The sequence below is a fragment of the Petrimonas sp. genome, from assembly GCF_963921705.1.
Taxonomy (GTDB): Bacteria; Bacteroidota; Bacteroidia; order Bacteroidales; family Dysgonomonadaceae; genus Petrimonas; species Petrimonas sulfuriphila.
In genome coordinates this window covers 466,620-488,848 of the sequence record NZ_OY997410.1, presented here as the reverse complement: position 1 = coordinate 488,848, position 22,229 = coordinate 466,620, and the positions used below count along the sequence as shown (strand labels likewise).

Here is a 22,229-nt window from a genome sequence, read left to right as displayed (position 1 = left end):
ACTTTTGTAAATAAAAGATAATTTATGGTTGATAAACTTTCAGACCCGATTGGCAGGTTGATGGGATTACGTTACAAATCTCATCCGTGGCACGGCATTTCTATCGGTGATCATGCTCCCGAAGAGGTGACGGCATTTATTGAGGTGGTTCCTACCGATACGGTAAAATACGAAATAGATAAAATAAGCGGATACCTGCGGGTGGATCGTCCACAAAAATTTTCAAATGTAGTTCCCGCTCTGTACGGATTTATTCCGCAAACCTATTGTGGAAAACGAGTTGGCGACTTCTGCAATAAAAAAACCGGAAGGACAGACATCTTGGGTGATGGAGACCCTATGGATATTTGCGTGTTAACGGAAAAAGACCTCTCGCACGGTGACTTGTTGGTAAATGCTATCCCTATCGGAGGTTTTCGGATGATCGACGGTAATCAGGCAGACGATAAGATAATCGCCATCCTGAAGAACGATACCGTTTATGGACATTACGACAATATCGATGATGTTCCTAAAATTGTTATTCAACGCCTGGAACACTATTTCCTTACTTACAAGGATATGCCTGGCGAAGACCGCAACACCGAGATCACCCATGTTTATGGACACGATGAGGCCCTTGAAGTTATCCGCTACGCTGTTCAGGACTATAACGAGCGGTTCGAAAATATAGGACTGATTTTGTCTTGATCTACCGCATTTTGCGCTTTCTATTAACTCCCGTCTTTCTGTGGGAGTACTGTTCTTCCGATTACCGGGATGCTTAGGAATACCATGAATCATGCTAAACGGGCTCTTTGCCGGTATTCAGCCTGACAGATAGCCCGGGAAGAGGTGTCTGAACGACCTTGTATTGCTATACCAAGTGAGAAATGAACGTAACTTTTTAAAACTTATTCTATGAAATCATTAACAACTTTTAATTTATTGTTAGTTATTGTGTTGGGATGCTTCTGGGGCTCGTGCAGTGAAAGAAAACAGGACTCCGGAATTGCTGTTCCTCAAAACGATGTTTCTTCCTACCTGGGACAATGGACTTTCGATTTTGGTCAGCGATCCGTGGGGTGGCTGCAGGTGAGGCAGGAAGTAGGTTATTTGGATGCGGACCTGATGTGGGGTGGTGGAGGTGTTTTTTATGGGTTGCCTTATGTTTATGTTGCAGGAGGAGACCTCTACCTGGGACGAAATTCCCGAAGCACAGTTCTGACCAGGGATGGTGGCGGCCAACCGCTGTTATCGAGAAGCTATCCTGCCTGGATTGAGCTGACAAGGGAAGGGGACAGTATTTCGGGCTACTATTTAAGCCCGAAGGTTGATGGAACCGGACTTGATTCGATTTACATAAGAGGAGCTAAATTACCCGAGATGCAGCCTGCGCCGGACCTGAGCAAGTTGAGTTTCGGAGAGCCTGTACGGTTAATCAGGAACAACGACGACCTGACCGGATGGAGGCTGATAGAAGAAGATCTGAAGAACGGCTGGACAATGAATGACGGTGTGCTTACGAATAATCCGGTTCAAACAGAAGGAGAGGAACATATCCGTTACGGAAATCTCCGTACGGAGGATGTGTATGAGGATTTTAACCTTAAGCTTGAGGTTAATGCCCCTCGGGGAAGCAACAGCGGGGTATACCTCCGCGGGATGTACGAGGTGCAGGTGGCAGACTCCTACGATAGGCCTCTCGACTGGGGCGGCAGTATGGGTGCTATATTTACCAGAATCACTCCTACGGTTAAGGCTGAAAAACCGGCCGGAGAATGGCAGGATCTAGACATTACGCTATACAAGCGTCACATTACCGTTAAATTAAACGGAGTAACCATTATCGAAAATCAACCCGTGTATGGGGCAACCGGCGGGGCTATCCAATCGGATATTACCGCTCCGGGCCCGATCTATCTTCAGGGAGATCATACAGCTATTTCTTACAGGAACATAGTGTTGACTCCCATAATCAATTGATCGTTAATAAATATCTTTTGTCATGAAATCAGAAAACTCAAAAAGAATCAGTCGGAGAGAGTTTATTGGAACCTCTGCCTTGGCCATTGGCGGACTGACCCTTGTTCCGGCTCATGCTGTCACCGGACTGGGGCATGTGGCCCCGAGCGATAAGCTGAACGTTGCAGGAATTGGAATTGGTGGAATGGGAAGCGGCGACCTGGAGGATGTAGCCAAAACAGAAAATATTGTGGCACTCTGCGACGTGGATTGGAGTAGTCAGGTGGAAAATGTATTTAAGCTCTACCCGAAAGCCCAAAGATACAAGGACTATCGTGTAATGCTGGACCGGGAAAAGGATATCGACGCAGTTATCGTTGCCACACCCGACCACACACACGCTGTTATCAGCATGGAAGCCATCAGGAGGGGTAAGCACGTTTACACGGAGAAGCCCTTGACACATACGGTGTATGAGGCAAGAATGCTGACAGAGGCAGCTCGCAAGCATAACGTGGCTACTCAGATGGGAAATCAGGGGCAAGCCGGTGACGGCCCGCGAAGATTGCAGGAGATGATTCACGATGGAGCCATCGGGGCTATTGAGGAGGTCCACGTGTGGACCGATCGGCCCAACCGGGGATTATCCGATACATACTGGCCGCAAGGAGTAAAACGCCCGGAAGATATGCCTCCGGTACCTGAAACCCTTGACTGGGATTTGTTTACAGGACCGGCGCCGTTACGTCCGTATCATCCTTCTTATCATCCTTTCAGGTGGCGCGGATGGCTCGATTACGGCACCGGAGCGCTTGGGGATATCGGCTGTCACTCCTTCGATTCGATATTCAGGATACTGAAGCTGAAATACCCCATAAGCATTCAAGGCACTTCCACACTGGTTAACGGAGACTCTTTCCCGCTAGGATCCATGGTTACCTATGATTTTCCCGCTCGGGGAGATATGCCTCCGCTACGCCTGAGCTGGTACGACGGAGGATTACGCCCTCCCCGCCTGGCCGAAATAGTGCCCGGTGTCGAAATGGGAGCGGGAGGGGTGCTCTATGTAGGCACTAAAGGAGTGATACTGGGTGACCGCCTCTTGCCTCAGTCATTGGATGATACCTACAAAAGACCGGAGCCGTATCTTAAATCTTCGCCCGGTCATCGTCAGGAGTGGATCCTTGCGTGTAAAGGGGGTGATCCTGCCGGATCGAATTTTGACTGGGCAGGGCCGCTGACCGAAACCGTGTTGCTGGGAAATATCGCATTAAGGCCTGAATTGAGAGAGAAGATGAGCTATCAGAGCCTGAATTTCGATCCAGAAACACTTTCGTTCCCCAACATGCCGGAGGCAGATCAGTTCCTGCATTATGAATACAGGAGCGGGTGGACACTCTGAACGTTGTTATGGCCTTCAATTTTCTGTATTTAACACCGGTTTGCGCCGGTGTTTTGTTCCTTGTTCGAAGGCAAATGCCATTTCAATAAGCGTTGGCTCCCGCGGCTTTTTCCTTGCCTTAACTCTTCATCGAGGCTTGCAGCGATTTCCAGTGCATCGGGATTGACCCTGATTACCGCATTCAACGCCGGTCCGTTCTTGTCAATGGCTTCAATCCGGTCGAGGTACGCTTGCGTAATTCCCACGATGGTAAATTTTCCGGTCTTGTATCCTTGCTGAAGATCGGCAATGGTTATTTCTTCCAAATCAATTTTTGGATCCTTTTCTGCCAGACTGTTACAGCCCATCAGCCCCATCAGCAGAAAACTAAAAAATACGTTTTTCAAGCCGGAACGAAGTGTTTTCATAACGGATTCCCTTTCTTTTTTCAAAGGTAGTTTGTTTACGCATAATGAACAAACCCGTAGGATGTATGTTTTTATTGTTGCTGTAAACAATTTTAATCGCCGGGGTATGAGGGAAGAGTGAGCATCCTCTGCAAAGAATGTTTTTCTTATATGCCGGAGTTGTATTATGCCTGAAGAAGTAACAACACAAAGAAAGATTTTTGGATTTTCTTCCAATGTATTTTACGCGGGGATAGTCAGTTTTTTAACGGATACATCCACGAAAATGGTCTATTCCGTCGTACCGATGTTTTTAATGTCCATCGGCGTGTCCAAAACAAGCCTTTCGCTGATCGAAGGAGTGGCGGAGAGCACGGCTTCCCTGTTGAAAGCGTTTTCAGGATACTGGAGCGATAAGATAGGTAGAAACAAGCCTTTCATGGTAATCGGCTATGGATTGTCTTCACTCATCTTGCCGCTTTACGCTACCGTTGTCACCCCATTGCAGATGTTGCTTTTTCGGTTTGCCGAGCGTGTAGGAAAAGGAATTCGATCTGCTCCGCGGGATAGCCTTGTAGCGGGGTCGACAGAAAAAAACGAAACGGGGAAAAGTTTCGGTTTACACAAAGCCATGGACAACAGTGGAGCGATTCTTGGGCCTTTGCTGGCTTTTTTACTTCTTTCCCTTAAGCCCGACAGCTACCGGTTTATTTTTTTACTTGCAGCCTTACCGGGATTCTTGGGCATGGTGGTACTGATTTTAGGAATCAAAGAAGCGGGAAAAAAGAAAGAGAGCTTGATACAAAGATTTAAGTTCAGGGACTTTCCTAAACGTTTTTATCTGTTCCTTGCTATAATTTTTATTTTCACGTTGGGAAATTCCACCGATGCACTTCTCATGGTAAAAGCCAATGAGGTGGGTGTTAAAGTTACTTTCATCCCGTTGGTCTACCTGATTTCAAGTGTTGTGTCAGTGGTACTGGCCATTCCGTTCGGTGTACTGTCGGATAGAATCGGCCGAGAAAAACTGCTTGTCGCAGGTTTTCTGATTTATGCCGGGGTCTATTTTGGATTTGGATTTACCCGAAACATAGACACCATTGTTATCCTGTTTGCTCTTTATGGAGTTTATTCGGCTTCAACCGACGGAGTGCAGAAAGCACTTATTTCGGACCTGACAGCTAAAAATAAAAAAGGCACAGGATTGGGAATATACCATGCTTTGATCGGAATAACGTTGTTGCCGGCAAGTCTGATTGCAGGAACACTATACGACAAAATCAACTCGAGCATACCGTTTTATTTTGGATCGGCCACCGCTGTTTTGTCTGCCTTGTTGATGATGGTATTTGTGATCACAGGGCCAAAGAAACGGGAAGGGCAGGAACTTTGTCCTCTTCCCGCTTCATAAAGACTCCTTTTATTTTTGGTAATCGTAAAAACCGGTTCCGGTTTTTCTTCCCAGTAGGTTGGCGCGGACCATTTTGCGCAACAACGGATGCGGGCGGTATTTGTCGTCGCCAAACTCGTGGTGTAATACCTCCAGGATGGCCAGACAAACATCCAACCCGATTAAATCGGCCCGTGCCAGCGATGCCCGATACACTGTCGAAAACGCAGTCTGCCGTGAGCTGTCCCCGGATCACTTCCACGAGCTTAAGGAGAATGCGGATTTTCTTACACTTTATTGCTACACGCAAAGAAGTTGTGTCAATTTTTATCGGTAGAGGCTTCTGCCTGATAAATTAGACAAACGAATTTTCGAAATTCAGGAGTTTTTCCAGGAAAAAATTTCTTTCCTTCTCGGTGATAAACGATGCCAGGAAGGAGTTTTTGGCTAACGTATAAATGTCGTTTCTCGACAATTGGAGTGCTTCTGCCGTTTGCAGGTAGTTGTCGTTAATGTATCCTCCGAAATAGGAAGGGTCATCGGAATTGAGGGTGACGAGGATTCCTTTCTCGAGGAAGGACCTGACCGGAACATTTTTCAGGTCTTCCACTACCCTTAGTTTGAGGTTTGATAATGGGCATACGGTCAGGGGGATTTCCCGTTCACGCAGTTCTTCCATTAAATCAGGATCATCCACAGAGCTGACCCCGTGATCGATCCGTTCTGCCTCCAGCAGGTCGATGGCCTCCCAGACATATTCTGCAGGACCTTCTTCTCCGGCATGGGCAACCACAAAAAAGCCTTCCTCGCGTACCCGGTTGAAAACATGGAAAAACTTTCCCGGCGGATGTCCGTTCTCCGAAGAATCGAGCCCTACGGCAATGATTTTTTCTTTATGCAACAAGGCGGATTCCAGGGTCTCTTCGGCGGATTTTTCGCTTAAATGGCGCAGGAAACACATGATCAGTTTCGTTGAAATCCCCCATTCGGTTTTGGCGTCACCCATTGCCCGGGTAATTCCGTTGATAACCGTTGCAAAGCTTACGCCGCGGGTGGTATGCGTTTGCGGATCGAAAAAGATTTCGGTATGGACGACATTGTCGGCATGTGCCTTCCGCAAGTAGCTTGCGGTGAGGTCGTAAAAATCCTGTTCGTACAAAAGTACGCTGGCTGCTCCGTAGTAGATATCCAGAAAATCTTGCAGGTTATTGAAATTGTATGCTTTACGCAACTCTTCCACGGAGTTGTACTGTAGGGGGACATTATTCCTTTGAGCGATTTCGAAAATCAGCTCAGGTTCGAACGTACCTTCGATATGTACGTGCAGTTCTGCCTTGGGAATTAACTCAATGTATCTTTTTAGATTTTCGTCCATACTCTTTGTTGTTGCTGATTATTTTTGCAAAAATACACGAAGCTTTCGGTTTCAAAAATTATTTGCAAAAGAATTTAGGTTGTGTTGGACGATTATGGTTATTTTTGCACGAAATATAGGTAGAAGTTGAATCAATCATTTATCGTATGCGATCCGGACTGTTTTTTATTCTTTTTCTTGTGATTTCTTCGAATTTTTTCGGTCAAGACCTTACCGGTTTTGTCAACCCCTTTATCGGTACGACCAACTACGGCACCACCAATCCCGGGGCGGTACTGCCCAACGGAATGATGTCGGTGGCCCCGTTTAACGTGATGGGGTCGGATGAAAACAAGTTCGATAAGGACAAGCAATGGTGGTCTACACCCTACTCGTACGAAAATAAGTTCTTTACCGGATTCTCGCACGTTAACCTGAGCGGAGTGGGGTGCCCCGAGGCCGGCTCTCTTTTGCTGATGCCCACATCGGGAGAATTGAATGTCAATTACGAGGAGTATGGCAGTGGGTATGCCGGTGAGCAGGCGTCGCCCGGCTATTATACCAACCGGTTGACCAAATACGGCATATTAACCGAAGTTTCGGCCACTACACGCACGAGTATCGCCCGTTTTACCTTTCCGAAAGGGCACGCAAATATATTGCTGAACCTGGGGGAAGGGCTTACCAACGAAAGTGGTGCCTGGATGCGTCGCATCAGTAATACCGAAATTGAGGGGATGAAAGTGCTGGGGACTTTTTGTTACAACCCTCAGGCGGTTTTTCCCATTTATTTTGTGATGCGTGTCAGCAAACCACCGGTGACTGCCGGATATTGGAAGAAACAACGCGAAATGACTGCAGAGGCTGCCTGGGACAGCACGGCAGGCACACGGAAAATTTACACCCGTTATGGGCGGGATATTGCCGGAGACGATATCGGAGCCTACTTTTCTTACGATGTTAAAGCGGGTGAAACCATCGAAGTACAGATCGGGGTTTCCTTCGTAAGCACTGCCAATGCCCGCGAAAACCTGGAGGCCGAGCAAAACGGCTTTCAGTTTGATAAGGTCAGGACTGCTGCCCGCGAAAGCTGGGAGAAAGAGCTTGCCCGTGTAGGGATTGAAGGAGGTACCGCCGACCAGAAAGTGGTTTTCTATACCGCACTTTATCATGCGCTCATCCATCCCAACCTGTTTAATGACGTGAACGGCCAGTATCCGGCAATGGGAAGTGATAAGATCCTTACCTCCGGAGCAGGGCGATACACGGTTTTTTCGCTTTGGGACACGTACAGGAATGTGCATCAGATGCTTTCACTGCTTTATCCCGAAAAACAATTGGACATGGTCCGTTCGATGGTGGATATGTACAAAGAAAGCGGATGGCTGCCTAAATGGGAATTGTATGGCCGCGAGACTCTTACGATGGAGGGAGACCCGGCTATTCCGGTTATCGTGGACAGTTGGATGAAAGGGTTGCGCGACTTCGACGTGGAAACGGCTTACGAAGCCATGTATAAATCGGCCACTACGAAAGGCAAAGACAACCTTCTTCGCCCGGATAACGATGATTACCTTAGACTGGGTTATGTGCCGCTTCGTGAAAAATACGACAATTCCGTTTCTCACGCGCTCGAATATTACATCGCCGATAACGCCTTGTCAAAATTTGCTGCTGCCCTAGGAAAAAAAGAAGATGCTGCCCGCTTTCGCGCCCAGTCGCTGAATTATTCCCGCTATTACTCGCCCGAATACGGGGTGTTCCGCCCGCTATTGCCCGACGGAACTTTCCTGTCGCCTTTCAACCCCAAGCAGGGCGAAAACTTTGAAGACGTACCCGGATTTCACGAAGGCAGTTCATGGAATTATTCATTTATGGTACCGCATGATGTGCCGGGATTGATTAAACTGCACGGCGGTAACAGAAAATTTACAAACAAGCTTCAGGAGGTGTTTGACGATGAGCATTACGACCCCACCAACGAGCCGAATATCGGTTATCCCTATCTTTTCAGTTATGTGAAAGGGGAGGAGTGGCGTACGCAACAACTTACGCAGCAGCTTTTGACCCGGTATTTTAAGAATTCTCCTAACGGACTTCCGGGAAATGATGATACGGGCACCATGTCTGCCTGGGCCGTATTCTCGATGATGGGTTTTTATCCCGACAACGCCACAGAGCCTTTTTACACTTTTACAACTCCGATTTTCGATAGAATAACGTTGCGGTTAAATCCGGACTACTACGATAACAAGGTTTTGGAGATGGAAATTGTTCGCCCCGGAAAAAATGCCCGGTTTATCGATAAAATTGTGATCGACGGAAAAAAATTCAACGGCTACCGTATTTCACACGAACAGCTGTCGAAAGCCCAAAAAATAGTTTTTTACCTGAAAGAAAGGAATCATTAACGTTGAGTCAGCTGTGGTTGATTTTAATCAGCTCCGTTAACTCTCTCCAACTGTCGGGGAACTTCTTCACAAATCGGTTAACGCACCATTTTCTGGCAAGAGATTTTGCCCATTTACGCCACCAGCATGCAAAATAGAACGTTGCAGGCATTAGAAAAGAATAGGCGAACGCCCACCATCCGTTGAAAACCAGGCCAACGATTAGGGATTGAATAACAACGAAAGCGGGGACGATAAACATACCGGAAACGACACGGACCGTCGGTATAAACTGATCGTCTTTAAAAAGCCCGAGTAGTTTCCTGTAGCCAATTATGGGAAAGATTCCGTTGACAAACCCGAAAACGGCCAGGGGCAGCGAAACGATCAGGAGCAACAGGTGCAAGACGATTAAAACCGTTGAGGCCGGTTTTAAGACATTGTCCCTGGATGTTAACCGGTGTTTTTTGAGTATGCTCTCTGCCCTGCGGAAATTTTCAATGTGCGTATCGAAGGAGGGCCTGTCCCGGTGGAACATCTCATCCAGCGTGTGGACAACCTCCTGCGAAGCCAGCAGATAATCTTCTTGCTTCCCGGCATATTTTCCCCTTACCAGTTGGGGTGCGTTCCAATCGATGGCCCAAACGTATTCATCGTAAAACGCATCGTTCCATATGTTCACGATCAGTCTCTTCATGCTGTTTTCCAGATCGTGCCTCAAAGAGTTGGCTGCCATGTTGGGGTTTTCTTCGTATTGTTTGCGGTAATCCGCCACTTGGATGGGTTTCCCGAAAACTACGTACGCATCGGAAAGGAATCCGAAAATATCCGGGTAATATACCCCTACGGGAATAACTTCGCTGTTCAAGGTGAAATCCTCGCTTGCTTCTATGGGCAATACAATTCGGGAAATGGCCTTCTGAACAGGCAGTAATGACATTTTGGGATTATGCCTCCCTTCTGGATATAGCGCCATCGGAATTCTCTTTTTCAGCAGCTCTCCGCTCAACCGAAACGATTCGTTGTTGTTCCCCAGGTTTTCCACCCCATCCCGGATGCGATATACCGGCATAATATGAAGCCACTTCATGATAGCGGCAACGGTAGGTTTCCTGAATACATCCGCACGGGCCAGGAAAACCGGTTCCTTTTTACAAGCGTTCAACAACAAAAAAGGATCGATAACGGCGTTGCGGTGGTTCGATGCAAAAATTACCGGATGATCTTCGTTGATGTTTTCAGTCCCCTTGTATACAATTTTCCTGTAATGCAGGTTGAGGGTGATCCGTTCGAAAAAACGGACAATTTCGTATCCTTTACTGTATTCGTACTTCATGATGTTACAGCAATGTGTTTAATGGATTCTCTCCGCCAGTAAAAAGCCAGCATCAGACCGGCAACAATGTGCCAGATTCCCCACCAGGCAGCAATAAATGCCATTCCCCCAAGCTCCAGTTCCGGAGGAAAAACCCGGGGATTAAAAATTAAGGCCAGTCCCAGCCCCGAGTTCTGTATTCCCGTTTCGATAGAGATAGTCCGGGAGTTAAGTTTATTTATCTTGAGGGCCCTGGGGAACAGGTATCCGCCTAAGAAGGCGATCCCATTATGCAGTAAAACAATCAAAAAAACCAGGTGGATGTATTTCAGAAAAAGGGAGAAATTTCCCGCCAATGCTCCTGCCAGGAAAGCGATAAAAAATAAAACCGATGCAATCTGTACGTGTTTTTCCACTTTTTTTACGAATACCGGAAATTTCATCCCGACGATCATTCCCATTATCACAGGTATTCCCAGAATGATGAAAACAGTGCGGAACATTTCCACGGGATCGATGGTGATTGGAACCAGAAGTGGGGATTTGCTAGCGTAAAGCCCGCCCCAGTAAGCAAAATTGAGAGGCGTCATAAACAAACTCAATACGGTGGTGGTTGCCGTCAGGCTTACAGACAAAGCCACATTCGACTTCGACAATGCCGAAATCATGTTTGAGACATTCCCGCCGGGACAGGAAGCTACCAGGATCATTCCCATTGCTACCGGGACGCTCGGTTTGATAACGAGGACCAGCAGGTAAGTTAAAGCCGGCAGCAGGATATATTGCGAGATAACCCCCACTATAGCCGGCTTGGGATTCAATGCGATGTCCCTAAAATGTTTGGGTCTTATGCCCAGCGCCACACCAAACATAATAAACGCGATGGCTATATTCATCATGTTTAACGAGTTTTGGTTGAAGTTGAGTTGTACCGTGTTCAGCTGTTCCAGGTTTCCGAATAGTGACAAAAGCGGTAAATGTTGCATAGGGAGTACTTTATGATTTCCAGCCGCAAAGGTAACTTTTTTGAAAAGAAACGCAAAGCCAGATTTCGATAAATCTGTTTTAAATTCATTTAATAAAATATCCAATCAAAATTAATTGCTATTTTTGCAAAGGATAATCGTTACCTATGTTTTACGTATATTAATTACCAACATACATATAAAGAGGTTAAATAAATTACTTCCGCGAAAACATGAAAGAAGAAAAGTTAGTCCGTTGCCGTCCTTGCGGTTATGTAATGAAAGAGAGCGAACTGGGTGATGTTTGTCCTGCTTGTGGTTTACCGAGAGATGTATTTGAGCCCTACCGGGAAAAGGTCTCTTCCGGACGTTTGCGGTTTTTAGCCCTGGATATCCATCCCATAGCTATTCACCTTTCGCAGACATTTGTTGCCCTTGTGCCGTTTCTCATCATCTTCCATTATCTCTTCCCGGACTTTGAGCCGACGATCATCCATTCGGTGATTGCCTTTTCGGTATACTTGTTTCCGCTCACCCTTATATTGTCTGCATTATCCGGGTATGCAGACGGACTTGTACGTTTTAAAACGATAAACACCCCTTTGTTGTTAAAGAAGATTATTCTCAGTGTCATCGTGATTGCACTTGCCGTTATTCAGGCAATAGTTTTTAGGCGTGATATTTACCCCTGGTACTTTCTGCTTCTTTCTCTCGGATCGCTTGCTACCGCCGTGCAACTGGGTATGTTGGGAAAACACCTAATCAACGTAATTCTTCCGGGCACACTGGTGCTCCGCGGTGTGAAAAAACAAGCGTCATCCGCTGAGCCGGTAAAAAGTCCGAGAATGAGTCCGGAAGAAATTGCCCGGCGGGTACAGGAAAAGCAAGCAGCAAAAGCGCTTGCGCAGAAAGAAAACGGAACGAACAACACAGAATAATTCCTAAGAAATACAGTTATCAGTTTATCAAATAAAAACAATAAAATGAAAGACAAAGAGATTTTTACAGAAAGGCTTTCAAGAAGAGGTTTTCTGGGTGCTGCTGCCGCTGTGACAGCTGCTTCAGTAATTCCGTTTTCTACATCGTACGGGAGTACTCAGTCATCGGCTTCGGGGAAGGGTATTCCAAATTCGAAATTCGGCGGAGTTCAGGTCGGTGCCATTACCTACAGTTTCCGTGACTTGACCGGTGGCCTTGAAGCAGTTTTAAAGGCTTGCGTTGATGCAGGCTTAAGCTCCGTTGAGCTGATGGGTACAGGCGTGGAGGATTACCTTGGAGCTCCCAAAAATCCGTTGCAACGTCCTCCCGGTGCTCCGCGTCAGCTTTCCGATGCAGAAAGGAAGACGCTGGATCAGTACAACCGCGACTTGAAAGAATGGCGAAAAGTAAACGGAACGCTGGATAAATATGCCCAACTCCGAAAAAAATTCAACGATGCGGGTGTGAAAATCCATATCTATAAATGGGTGGCCGGAAATACGGAAGAGGAACTCGATTATTCATTCAAAGTGGCCAAAACACTTGGGGCAATAGGAATCAGTGCTGAACTGAACGATGAAAATGCCCGGCTGATGGGGCCCGTTGCCGCCAGAAACGGGATGTACGCCATTTTACACAACCATTATCAGTTTGGAGAGCCCGGTTTTGATGTAGACGGGTTGTTGGCATACTCACCGGCCAACATGCTGAACTTCGATATAGGGCATTACCTGGGGTCAACCGGGTTGAACCCTGCCGATTTTATTCGGAAATATTACAACCGGATTGCAAGTATTCACGTAAAGGATAAGACGAGCGCAACGAATGCCACGCAAAAGAATACTAACCAGGTATTCGGGCAGGGAGAAACCCCCATTGCCGAAGTGTTGCGCTTAATCCAGAAAGAGAAGTGGCCAATTTATTGCGATATCGAATTGGAGTATCCGGTTGTACCCTGGTCAACTTCGGTAAAGGAGGTAAGAACCTGTATGGAGTATTGCCGGCAGATATTGATTTGATCCGTGAGAAAGTGATGAGTGCACCTTTGGCAGAACGGTTGCGTCCGCGGAGCCTGGACGAATTTATCGGGCAAACACATTTGGTCGGTAAAGGGGCTGTTTTGCGCAAGATGATCGATTCGGGCCGGATCCCTTCCATCATTTTCTGGGGACCGCCGGGTGTCGGCAAAACTACGCTGGCAAACATCATTGCCAACACGTTGCACGCTCCGTTTTATAAGTTAAGCGCCATTAATTCGGGAGTAAAGGATGTGCGGGACGTGATTGAGAAGGCCAAGAACAACCGTTTTTTTGAAGCTGCTGCCCCCATTCTATTTATTGATGAGATTCACCGGTTCAGCAAGTCGCAACAGGATTCCCTGTTACATGCCGTAGAAACCGGAATCATTACGCTCATCGGTGCAACAACGGAGAATCCATCGTTTGAAGTTATCCGCCCGTTGCTTTCGCGTTGTCAGGTTTACGTTTTGAAATCCATGGAGGTAAAAGACCTGCAGGTGTTGATGGATCGTGCGCTGACCGAAGATGATATCCTGAAAGGAAAAGAGATCGAAGTTGAGGAAACCGATGCTCTTTTCCGTTTTTCGGGAGGTGATGCGCGTAAGCTGCTGAATATTATGGAGCTGGTTATAGCTGCAGAAGAGACCGGAGAAAAAATCGTTATCACGGATAAGGGTGTTACGGAGCGCTTACAGGAAAATCCGGCGGCGTACGATAAGGGTGGCGAGATGCACTACGACATCATTTCGGCGTTTATAAAATCCATTCGCGGGAGTGACCCCGATGCTGCGGTTTACTGGCTGGCGCGGATGGTTGCGGGAGGGGAAGATCCTAAATTTATCGCGCGCAGACTGGTTATCTCGGCTGCTGAAGATATCGGGTTGGCCAACCCCAACGCCCTGCTGCTGGCCAATGCCTGTTTTGATACCCTTCAGAAAATCGGATGGCCAGAAGGGCGCATCGTATTGGCGCAAACAGCCATATACCTGGCTACCTCCCCGAAGAGTAATTCCGCTTACCTGGCTATCGACAGCGCCATTTCGAAAGTGGAGCAAACGGGAAACCTCCCTGTACCGCTGCATTTGCGCAACGCTCCCACTTCGTTGATGAAGGAGCTTGATTATGGGAAGGCTTACAAATATTCCCACGATTACGAGAATAACTTTGTCAAACAGGAATACCTGCCCCGGGAGTTGAAAAGCAGTAAGTTCTGGCAGGCTCAGCCCAATCCTTCGGAGGCGAAAATGAAGGAATTGATGAAAAAATTGTGGGGAAAATAAATGCTTAATACCAATTGCTTACGTTGTCGTACGGTGATGAACGCTGATCGTATTTCAAGTCTTGCAGCATGGAAGCGTTGGCTCGGATGGTAAAATTGTACGATTTATACGGCCCGATGGGGATAAAACTGGCCGACATGCTCCAGCAGTGCAGGTTCCGGGTCAGTGAGCAGTTGATGCTTGTGAATTTTTTATAATCAAAATTATAGTCGGTATTGAACGTCAAGTTCCAGTTTTTGGTCGGTTGGATGGAACCGCTGAAACCTAGGCTGTGCGTCAACTTTCCCGGATATTCCATCCGGTCAAAATCGAAATTCTGCATATCGTACCCATACCTTACCGAATAGTTAAACGAGAGATTCCACTGAATCTGATTTTTCAGGTAGCCGTCATCGTCAAATTCTCCTATGGACTGGCTTCCGGTATCAAAAACACTTTTCTTTGCGGCGGTTTCGTTTGGATTCCGTCCCATCGTGCCGTCATCAGGAAGGTTGGCGTTGGAGTCTTCTCCGCCCTCCTTGTCCTCGTTGCTAGCGTCTTCTTTGCCGAACAGTTTCTTAAAGGTATCCTGGTTGACAGAGTAGGAGAACGAGGTGCCGGTACTTTGCAGTTTTCCGATTCCTTTGCCGTTAAAAACACGTAGCTTGTCCACTGCAACCGGCCTTCCGTTCTTGTCCAGCTCATAGACGTACGGGTCCCAAGTAGCGTTAAGGCTCAGGGTGTAGGATTTTGACAATTTCAAACGGACATTGGTGTTGATCATGCTCCATTTCATGGAGTCTGCCATCATGTTGTAGCTGAAGTTTACACCCAGGTCATCGATCAGGCTCATCTTCTTGAATCCGGTACTGTCGCTTTCGCTTTTCACTTTCATCTCGAGGTTGTTCTTAAAATCGAATCCGATACTCCCGCTTTGTCCTGCAGGAGCGGTTCCGAACATCATTCGGGAATAAGGCGAATAAGAATATTCCACATCCTCCCCGAATTCATTGCGGTAAGAGTATTTTTCGTAGAAACCGTACTTTGGATCTCCAAAATCGGGTTTGTAACTCAGGCTGATGCTGGGTGAAAAGACGTGACGGATGGCTTGAACTTTATCTCCGAAAATCTTCCAGGGAACGTACATTCCGTACAGTTTTGTATTGGCACTGATGGAGGCGCCATAGTCGTACACCCTTTTGAATCCGTTTACGGTATCCACAACCACGTTTCTCTTTTCCACCGGGTCCCAGGCCTCTTTTATTCCGCCGGTGTACCACCGTTCGGTGTAGTTCACCGACGGAGATATCTGGATCACGTCGAACAGCGAAAAGGTGGCACTCACCGGGATGCTGTGGCGCATGCCGTTTTGCCAGTCTTTGATAAGGTTTGATTTGAAGAACCTGTTCTCCTTGATCGCGTTTACCGAGTTGCGGAATTCACCCGAATAGCTCATGGATATTTTTTCGTACCACCTCTCGGCGCCTACCGCCTTTTTGCGCTTGAAGGGGTAGATGCGGTTCATGGTGATGGAGATGTTGGGCAACGTCGCGGAGACGGTGGAGTCGCGCGAGACCTGATTGATATTCATCGATGCCGATAAACTCCAGGGCGAATCGGGGAAGCGCTGCGTGATGTTTACACTCGAACTTTTGGTGTTGTTGGATGCCTCGCGGGAGTAGAGCCGGGATAAGTCGTTCAGGTTGGCACGGCTTGTTGAGAAGTTCACACTGGCGGAAAACGTCCGGTACATGTTGGCTTTCGGGTCTTGCGAGTGGGTCCAGTTAATCCTGAAATCTTTGGAGACCGAATAGGCACCGGGAATATTCAGGTCTTTTAATCCCTTATCTCCGATGACGGTATTCAGGTAGCTTCCGTTTACACTACCGGAAAACTTGTACCTCTTGCGGTAATTAGACCGTGCACTAAGCCCCCAGGTCCCTTTGGTATATATCTCGCCGGTCAGCGCTAAATCAACATAATCGTTAATGGCAAAGTAATATCCGCCGTTCTGAAGATAAAATCCGCGTTCCATCTCATCACCATACGATGGCATAATTATTCCCGAAGAATAGGTTTCGGTGAAAGGGAAAAAAGCAAAGGGCAGGACAATAGGGAAAAGCGGGACATCGGCAACCACCAGCCAGGCCGGGCCTGTGACAACATCTTTTTCGGGACGTACCTTGGCTTTCGACAAGTTCAGGTAAAAATGCGGATGATCGTGCAGGTCGCAGGTGGTGTATTTGGCATTCACCATATAGAAGGAATTGTCGGCATTCTTTTTCGCCGTGTTGGCGACGATGTTCCCTTCTCCCTGTTGCGTTATAACGTTGGATATAAATGCCTTGCCAGTGTCGAAATTGTAGCGGACCTTTTTCATTTCGTATTCGGTACCTCCCTGCGTAAATACGGGAAACCCGAACTCCTTTCCGACTGAATCGAGCCCGAAGGTGGATGAGATGAGATTGCTATCCAGGTTCATGGTGATCTGTTCCCCCTTGATGCCCAGGTCGCCGTATTTTACATCGGCGTCACCGTAAAGGTAACCCAAATTGCCTTTGGTGAAAACCATGGAATCCTGGGCTGTATAGAATACCGGGGCCGTGAGCTTCTCTTTTGTCGATAGTGAGTCTGCAGTAACTGAGTCTGTGGGCTGTTGACGCAATGAATCACTGCTCAGCGTTCTTGTTTGGGAAAAAGAAAGTTGAGGAAGAAACGTGGTTACGGTTAGAAAATATAAAACGGTTATGAGTTGTTTCATCAACGAAAAGCCCCAATCTGATTCTAAGCGCAAAACTAATCAATTTAGGTTTAATAGCGTTAAAAAATATCCAAAATAAAACTTAAGACAAGTTTATTAACGCTTTTTTAAACGCAGCGAAATTCCGGGGGAGCGGATACGATTGTTTTTTTTGTTTCATGAATGCCCCTAATCCTTTGGGAATTTCAATTTCCTTTGCGATACAACTCTCCACGGTTTCCTTAAATTTGGCAGGGTGTGCAGTGGCGAGGAAAATACCTGCCTCACTGGCTTTCCGGCCTTTCTTCAGGGCCAGATAAGCACAGGCGCCGTGTGGGTCAAGGAGATAGCTTGATCCTTTGTATACCCCTTTGATAGCCGATTGTATCTCTTCGTCGGAAAACCGGTATCCGGAAATATCTTTTGAAATGGCTTCGTGAGAGTGTCCGTAAAGGTTGAGGATGCGCTCGAAGTTGCTGGGTGAACCTACGTCCATGGCGTTGGCTATGGTTTGTACAGAGGGCCGGGGAGTATATTTCCCCGACTGTAGGTATTCCCGAAATACATCGTTGCGGTTGTTAGCGGCAATAAACCGTTTTACCGGTAATCCCATCCGTTTGGCGAAAAGCCCCGCGGTAAGGTTGCCCAGGTTCCCGCTGGGCACAGACAGGATCACATCCGTAGAAATCCCTTGCCTGGCCAGTTGTGCATAAGCGTAAAAATAATAAAACGACTGAGGCAGGAAGCGCGCCACATTGATGGAGTTGGCTGAGGTGAGATTCATCTGCAGGTTTAGTTCTTCATCCATAAACGCCGATTTCACCAGGGCCTGGCAATCGTCGAACGTCCCGTCAATTTCGAGTGCAACAATATTTTTTCCCAAGGTAGTGAACTGAGCTTCCTGAATATCGCTTACCTTTCCCGATGGGTACAAAACGAAAACGCGGATGCCCTTTACTCCCAAAAATCCGTTGGCAACCGCGCTTCCCGTGTCGCCCGAAGTGGCGACCAGTACTTTTACCTCTTCCTGCCTCTGTTCCTGCACGAAATAGGATACTATTCGTGCCATGAACCGGGCCCCCACATCCTTGAAGGCAAAGGTTGGCCCGTGAAAAAGCTCCAGCGCATAAATTCCGTCTTCCACCTTTACAAGAGGAATGTCAAAATTGAGCGTGTCGGCAACGATCTCATCCAGTTTTGTTTGTGGGATATCTTCCCCAAAGAAAGCCCGGGCTACTGTTCTAGCGATGGTTATCAATCCAAAACGGCCGATTTCATCGAAAAAAACCTCCGGAAGATGGGGGATACTTTCGGGCATATAAAGCCCCTTGTCGGGAGCAAGTCCTTTTACCACGGCTTCCCGGAGCGATACAACGGGTGCGGACTGGTTGGTGCTGTAATAGTTCATGTTCTACAAAATCAGATTCTTCATAAATTCATCCCCGCGAAGAAGGCCAAAAACACCTTTTTTCGCAGCAAACTCATCGTATGTTTTTACGCTGTCGGGTTCAATTCCTTTGTGATAGACAACAAAAGGAACGGCATCACGGGTGTGTGTGCGGATAGCACAGGGAGTGGGATGGTCGGGCAAGACGGCAATAGTGACGGGTTCGTCCCACGTTGAGGTTTCTTCGAAAATGGGTTTTACGATGCGCGAATCGAGGTATTCGATGGTTCTCACTTTCAAATCCACATCCCCTTCGTGTCCGGCTTCGTCGCTGGCTTCAATATGCAGGAAAACAAAATCGTTCTCTTTCAGTGCATCCAGGGCGGCACGGGCCTTCCCTTCGTAGTTGGTGTCGTACAACCCGGTGGCACCTTCCACCTGGATAACCTCCAATCCTGCATATACACCGATCCCCCTGATGAGGTCAACGGCCGAGATTACCGCTCCTTTTTGAATAGGATATTTCTTGTTCAGCGGCTGCATGCCGGGGCGATACCCGGGCGACCACAGCCAGATGCTGTTGGCCGGATCTTTTCCCAGGGCAATCCTCTTTTGATTTACGGGATGAGCCGGCAGTATTTCTTGCGAGGCAAGGATCAGTCTGTTCAGTTCGTCAGCAGTGCTTTGGGCGGGCTCTTCGGCCGGTTTGATCAGTAAGGGGTAAAAAGGCTTGTCGGGAACATCGTGGGGCGGGGTACAAACGATGTTTTTGTTTCCACCTTTCATTTTTAATAAATGGCGGTACGAAACACCGGGATAAAAGCGAAACCGGTCATTCCCGAGCCTGTCGTCCAGAAAATGAATCAGTTCGGCAGCTTCTGCTGTGGGAATGTGTCCGGCAGAGTGATTCTTCAGCACATCGTTGTCGATAGTCACTAAATTACACCGCATCGCCATTTCGTCCGGCAGAATATCTACACCCATGCTGGCGGCTTCCAACACACCCCGGCCTTCGTACACCCGGGGAACATCGTATCCCAACACGGAAAGATTAGCAATTTCGCTTCCCGGAGACATGCCTTCGGGAATGGTGTCGAGCATGCCGCTGCGTCCTTTTTGTGCCAGCCTATCCATATACGGTGTTTTGGCTGCCTGTAGGGGCGTCCTGTTGCCGAGTTTTGCAACGGGTTCGTCTGCCATGCCGTCTCCGAGGATGATGATGTATTTCATTTTTCTTTCTTTATCGTATGTTCGCAATAGAAATAATGTCGGAAAAAACGCCAGCAGCGGTAACGCTTGCCCCTGCGCCATAGCCTTTGATGACCATCGGATACTCATTGTAGCGTTCGGTGGTGATCATAATGATGTTGTTGCTACCTTCCAGGTCGTAGAAAGGGTGTCCCTTTTCTACCTCGTGTAAGCCGACTTCGCACAGGCCGTTGTCGTACGTAGCAATAAAGCGGAGCTTTTTCCCTTCTTTATCGAGTTTTTTTCTCCGGTTTTCAAAAGCTTCATCCATTTCGGGGATGGTTGACCAGAACTCATCAAGGGTGCTTTCGAAATACTTTTGCGGGATGAACAGGTGCTTTTGCACATTTTCCTGTTCCACTTGAGCGCCGGCTTCCCGGGAAAGGATTACCAATTTGCGGGTAACATCCAATCCGCTCAGGTCGATACGGGGGTCGGGCTCGGCAAACTGAGCGTCCACCGCCATTTTTATGGCTTTGCTAAAAGGAACATCCTCGCTCAGGGTATTGAAAATAAAGTTCAGTGTCCCCGATAGTACTGCTTGGAGCTTGACGATTTTATCTCCCGAGTTGGTGAGGGAGTTCATCGTGTTGATAATGGGCAATCCCGCCCCTACATTGGTTTCGAAAAGAAATTTTGTTCCGGTTTTTCGGGCGGTCTCCTTCAGGTGATGGTAGTTCTTGTAGTCGGACGAGGCTGCAATTTTGTTTGCCGTCACCACTGATATATTTCTGGATATCAGACTTTCATACAATTCTGAAATGGCCTGGCTGGCAGTACAATCCACAAAGACGGAATTGAAGATATTCATTTTGAGTATTTCATCCCGGATCAGTTGAGGTGAACTTTTGACGCCCCTGGACATCAGGTTTTCGAAGTAATTCTCGAGGGAAATCCCGTCGCGCGAGAACAAGGCTTTTCGTCCGTTGGCAATTCCTACAATGTTTATTTTCAGCTTGTTCTGTTCCTCTAAAATGTGCTTTTGCTGCTTAATCTGTGCCAGCAGTTTGCTCCCGACCGTTCCGGTTCCGATAACGAAAAGGTTTAATTCCTGGTAAGGCGACAAGAAGAACGAATCGTGGATGATGTTGAGTGCTTTTTTCAGGTTGGTTTTGGCGATCACGCAGGAAATATTGGTTTCCGATGCACCCTGAGCTAGCGCGACAACGCTGATACCACCCCTTCCCAACGTTCCGAAAAATTTGCCGGCAACCCCCGGCACGTGTTTCATGTTTTGTCCCACTACGGCAATGGTTGCCAGGTCGTATTCGACAATAATCTCGTTGATGCTTCCCCTCTCTATCTCTTTCGCAAATTCTTTGCTGAGTACTTTTTGGGAAAGCGGGGCATCTTGGGTGCGGACTCCGATGGATGTGCTGTTTTCGGAGGATGCTTGGGAGACCAGAAAAACGCTGATGCCGTTATCCGCCAATGCCGTGAAGATCCGTTTGTTTACGCCGATAACTCCTACCATGCCGAGTCCCTGTATGGTAATCAGGGCGGTATCGTTGATCGACGAGATGCCTTTGATTATTTTTCCGTTAGGGGTCGGCTTTATATTGCGGATAAGTGTGCCCTCCGAAGCAGGTTTGAAAGTATTCTTTACGCGGATAGGTATGCTTTTGTGGTAGACGGGGAAGATGGTTGGGGGATAGATCACTTTTGCCCCGAAGTTGGAAAGCTCAATGGCCTCCGTAAACGAGAGTTCTTCAATGACGTAAGCCGAGTTGATGATTTTGGGGTCGGCCGTCATGAAGCCATCCACATCCGTCCATATTTCCAGCACAGAAGCGTTAAGTGCAGCAGCGATAATGGCGGCGGTATAGTCCGATCCACCCCGGCCCAGGTTAGTGATATCGTCCGCCTCCTTGCTCGACGAGATAAATCCAGGAACTATGGCCACTTTGGGAAGCGGATCACTTAAAAATGCCTGCTTGATCAGTTCGTTGGAATACGCGATGTCGGGGATGTGATGGCTGAATTGTTTTGTGGTCTTGATAAACTGAGTGGAATCATAAACTCTAGCCCCGTCGATTATTTTGCTTACGATTAGCGAGGAGAAACGTTCGCCGTAGCTGACGATCTTGTCCGATGTCTTCTGCGACAGGTCTCCGATCAGGTAAACACCCCGCAATATGTTGCGCAGGTCTTCAAACATCGGGTCGATTTTCTGCCTCAGTTCCTTTTGATCGACAGCGGAAACTACCATTTTCCTGATCATCTCCTCGTGTCGGAAGATGATTTCTTCCAATATCGATTGGTAACCCGGGTTTGCATTTAACGCAAAATCTGCTGCCAGTAGAAGACGGTCGGTCACGCCTCCAAGAGCGGAGACCACAACAATCACAGGCTCTTTTTCAGCTTCTATGATGTTTTTAACCAAAAGCATACTTTCGGGAGTCCCTGCGGATGTCCCTCCAAATTTCATAACTTTCATGTGTATGAATATATT

16 protein-coding genes and 1 pseudogene are annotated in these 22,229 nt (G+C 47.6%); 8 read left to right on the top strand and 9 right to left on the bottom strand.

Annotated features, from left to right (window positions below; genetic code table 11):
• Positions 1 to 24: 24 nt before the first annotated feature.
• The 3 genes from AACM02_RS02050 (at position 25) to AACM02_RS02040 (ending at position 3,346) form a co-directional block, all read left to right on the top strand.
• The gene (locus tag AACM02_RS02050) at positions 25 to 690 is read left to right on the top strand and encodes an inorganic pyrophosphatase (RefSeq protein ID WP_332457635.1); all 666 of its coding nucleotides are present in this window, start codon (positions 25 to 27) and stop codon (positions 688 to 690) included.
• A 210-nt stretch (positions 691 to 900) separates the two neighbouring features.
• Positions 901 to 1,965, top strand: a complete 1,065-nt coding sequence (locus AACM02_RS02045) for a DUF1080 domain-containing protein (protein ID WP_339115915.1) — start codon at positions 901 to 903, stop codon at positions 1,963 to 1,965.
• Between the two features lie 22 nt (positions 1,966 to 1,987).
• Positions 1,988 to 3,346, top strand: coding sequence for a Gfo/Idh/MocA family protein (locus AACM02_RS02040; protein ID WP_339115914.1), 1,359 nt, complete (start codon positions 1,988 to 1,990; stop codon positions 3,344 to 3,346).
• 29 nt (positions 3,347 to 3,375) lie between these two features.
• On the opposite strand, the gene AACM02_RS02035 is transcribed toward AACM02_RS02040, so the two are convergent.
• Complete coding sequence (locus tag AACM02_RS02035; RefSeq protein WP_332457632.1) at positions 3,376 to 3,753, bottom strand: hypothetical protein; 378 nt, start codon at positions 3,751 to 3,753, stop codon at positions 3,376 to 3,378.
• 166 nt (positions 3,754 to 3,919) lie between these two features.
• Here AACM02_RS02035 and AACM02_RS02030 point away from each other — a divergent pair, with 166 nt between their 5' ends.
• The gene (locus AACM02_RS02030; RefSeq protein WP_332457631.1) at positions 3,920 to 5,143 is read left to right on the top strand and encodes an MFS transporter; all 1,224 of its coding nucleotides are present in this window, start codon (positions 3,920 to 3,922) and stop codon (positions 5,141 to 5,143) included.
• A gap of 9 nt (positions 5,144 to 5,152) precedes the next feature.
• Here the strand turns inward: AACM02_RS02030 and AACM02_RS02025 are convergent.
• Positions 5,153 to 5,323: pseudogene (locus AACM02_RS02025) on the bottom strand (3-hydroxyacyl-CoA dehydrogenase family protein); the annotation flags it as partial.
• Positions 5,324 to 5,477: 154 nt separating this feature from the next.
• Positions 5,478 to 6,497 (bottom strand): adenosine deaminase, encoded by a 1,020-nt coding sequence (locus AACM02_RS02020; RefSeq protein WP_321578572.1) that lies wholly within the window; start codon positions 6,495 to 6,497, stop codon positions 5,478 to 5,480.
• Positions 6,498 to 6,643: 146 nt separating this feature from the next.
• Here AACM02_RS02020 and AACM02_RS02015 point away from each other — a divergent pair, with 146 nt between their 5' ends.
• Positions 6,644 to 8,887: a GH92 family glycosyl hydrolase gene (locus AACM02_RS02015; protein ID WP_339115913.1), complete on the top strand. Its 2,244-nt coding sequence runs from the start codon at positions 6,644 to 6,646 to the stop codon at positions 8,885 to 8,887.
• Between the two features lie 7 nt (positions 8,888 to 8,894).
• Here the strand turns inward: AACM02_RS02015 and AACM02_RS02010 are convergent, their stop codons facing one another.
• Both AACM02_RS02010 and AACM02_RS02005 read right to left on the bottom strand, forming a co-directional pair.
• A complete protein-coding gene (locus AACM02_RS02010) occupies positions 8,895 to 10,202 on the bottom strand; it encodes a 1-acyl-sn-glycerol-3-phosphate acyltransferase (protein WP_339115912.1) in 1,308 nt (435 codons plus the stop codon).
• A complete protein-coding gene (locus AACM02_RS02005; RefSeq protein WP_332457628.1) occupies positions 10,199 to 11,167 on the bottom strand; it encodes a bile acid:sodium symporter family protein in 969 nt (322 codons plus the stop codon). The genes AACM02_RS02010 and AACM02_RS02005 overlap by 4 nt, the downstream gene beginning before the upstream one ends.
• 212 nt (positions 11,168 to 11,379) lie before the next feature.
• Between AACM02_RS02005 and AACM02_RS02000 the strand changes: the two genes are divergently transcribed.
• Genes AACM02_RS02000 through AACM02_RS01990 form a run of 3 tightly spaced genes read left to right on the top strand, consistent with a single transcriptional unit; the run spans position 11,380 to position 14,423 of the window.
• Positions 11,380 to 12,084: a rubredoxin-like domain-containing protein gene (locus tag AACM02_RS02000; protein ID WP_339115911.1), complete on the top strand. Its 705-nt coding sequence runs from the start codon at positions 11,380 to 11,382 to the stop codon at positions 12,082 to 12,084.
• A 45-nt stretch (positions 12,085 to 12,129) separates the two neighbouring features.
• Positions 12,130 to 13,143 (top strand): sugar phosphate isomerase/epimerase, encoded by a 1,014-nt coding sequence (locus AACM02_RS01995; protein WP_339115910.1) that lies wholly within the window; start codon positions 12,130 to 12,132, stop codon positions 13,141 to 13,143.
• 14 nt (positions 13,144 to 13,157) lie between these two features.
• Positions 13,158 to 14,423, top strand: coding sequence for a replication-associated recombination protein A (locus AACM02_RS01990; RefSeq protein ID WP_214063455.1), 1,266 nt, complete (start codon positions 13,158 to 13,160; stop codon positions 14,421 to 14,423).
• Between the two features lie 4 nt (positions 14,424 to 14,427).
• On the opposite strand, the gene AACM02_RS01985 is transcribed toward AACM02_RS01990, so the two are convergent.
• From AACM02_RS01985 to thrA, 4 genes are read right to left on the bottom strand one after another with little or no spacing between them, the layout of a single operon-like run.
• Positions 14,428 to 17,196: a putative LPS assembly protein LptD gene (locus AACM02_RS01985; RefSeq protein ID WP_339115909.1), complete on the bottom strand. Its 2,769-nt coding sequence runs from the start codon at positions 17,194 to 17,196 to the stop codon at positions 14,428 to 14,430.
• A gap of 49 nt (positions 17,197 to 17,245) precedes the next feature.
• Positions 17,246 to 18,550: a threonine synthase gene (thrC, locus tag AACM02_RS01980; RefSeq protein ID WP_339115908.1), complete on the bottom strand. Its 1,305-nt coding sequence runs from the start codon at positions 18,548 to 18,550 to the stop codon at positions 17,246 to 17,248.
• A 3-nt stretch (positions 18,551 to 18,553) separates the two neighbouring features.
• Entirely contained in the window at positions 18,554 to 19,759 is a 1,206-nt protein-coding gene (locus AACM02_RS01975; RefSeq protein ID WP_339115907.1) for a cofactor-independent phosphoglycerate mutase, read from the bottom strand.
• 10 nt (positions 19,760 to 19,769) lie between these two features.
• On the bottom strand, positions 19,770 to 22,214 hold the full coding sequence (gene thrA / locus AACM02_RS01970; RefSeq protein ID WP_332457623.1) for a bifunctional aspartate kinase/homoserine dehydrogenase I: 2,445 nt from the start codon (positions 22,212 to 22,214) through the stop codon (positions 19,770 to 19,772).
• Between the last annotated feature and the right edge of the window lie 15 nt (positions 22,215 to 22,229).

Coding starts and splice junctions, on each gene's coding strand:
- AACM02_RS02030 (WP_332457631.1), top strand. CDS start 3,920: ATGCCTGAAGAAGTAACAACACAAAGAAAGATTTTTGGATTTTCTTCC.
- AACM02_RS02035 (WP_332457632.1), bottom strand. CDS start 3,753: ATGAAAACACTTCGTTCCGGCTTGAAAAACGTATTTTTTAGTTTTCTG.
- AACM02_RS02015 (WP_339115913.1), top strand. CDS start 6,644: ATGCGATCCGGACTGTTTTTTATTCTTTTTCTTGTGATTTCTTCGAAT.
- thrC (WP_339115908.1), bottom strand. CDS start 18,550: ATGAACTATTACAGCACCAACCAGTCCGCACCCGTTGTATCGCTCCGG.
- AACM02_RS02045 (WP_339115915.1), top strand. CDS start 901: ATGAAATCATTAACAACTTTTAATTTATTGTTAGTTATTGTGTTGGGA.
- thrA (WP_332457623.1), bottom strand. CDS start 22,214: ATGAAAGTTATGAAATTTGGAGGGACATCCGCAGGGACTCCCGAAAGT.
- AACM02_RS02040 (WP_339115914.1), top strand. CDS start 1,988: ATGAAATCAGAAAACTCAAAAAGAATCAGTCGGAGAGAGTTTATTGGA.
- AACM02_RS02010 (WP_339115912.1), bottom strand. CDS start 10,202: ATGAAGTACGAATACAGTAAAGGATACGAAATTGTCCGTTTTTTCGAA.
- AACM02_RS02020 (WP_321578572.1), bottom strand. CDS start 6,497: ATGGACGAAAATCTAAAAAGATACATTGAGTTAATTCCCAAGGCAGAA.
- AACM02_RS01975 (WP_339115907.1), bottom strand. CDS start 19,759: ATGAAATACATCATCATCCTCGGAGACGGCATGGCAGACGAACCCGTT.
- AACM02_RS02050 (WP_332457635.1), top strand. CDS start 25: ATGGTTGATAAACTTTCAGACCCGATTGGCAGGTTGATGGGATTACGT.
- AACM02_RS02005 (WP_332457628.1), bottom strand. CDS start 11,167: ATGCAACATTTACCGCTTTTGTCACTATTCGGAAACCTGGAACAGCTG.
- AACM02_RS02000 (WP_339115911.1), top strand. CDS start 11,380: ATGAAAGAAGAAAAGTTAGTCCGTTGCCGTCCTTGCGGTTATGTAATG.
- AACM02_RS01990 (WP_214063455.1), top strand. CDS start 13,158: ATGAGTGCACCTTTGGCAGAACGGTTGCGTCCGCGGAGCCTGGACGAA.
- AACM02_RS01995 (WP_339115910.1), top strand. CDS start 12,130: ATGAAAGACAAAGAGATTTTTACAGAAAGGCTTTCAAGAAGAGGTTTT.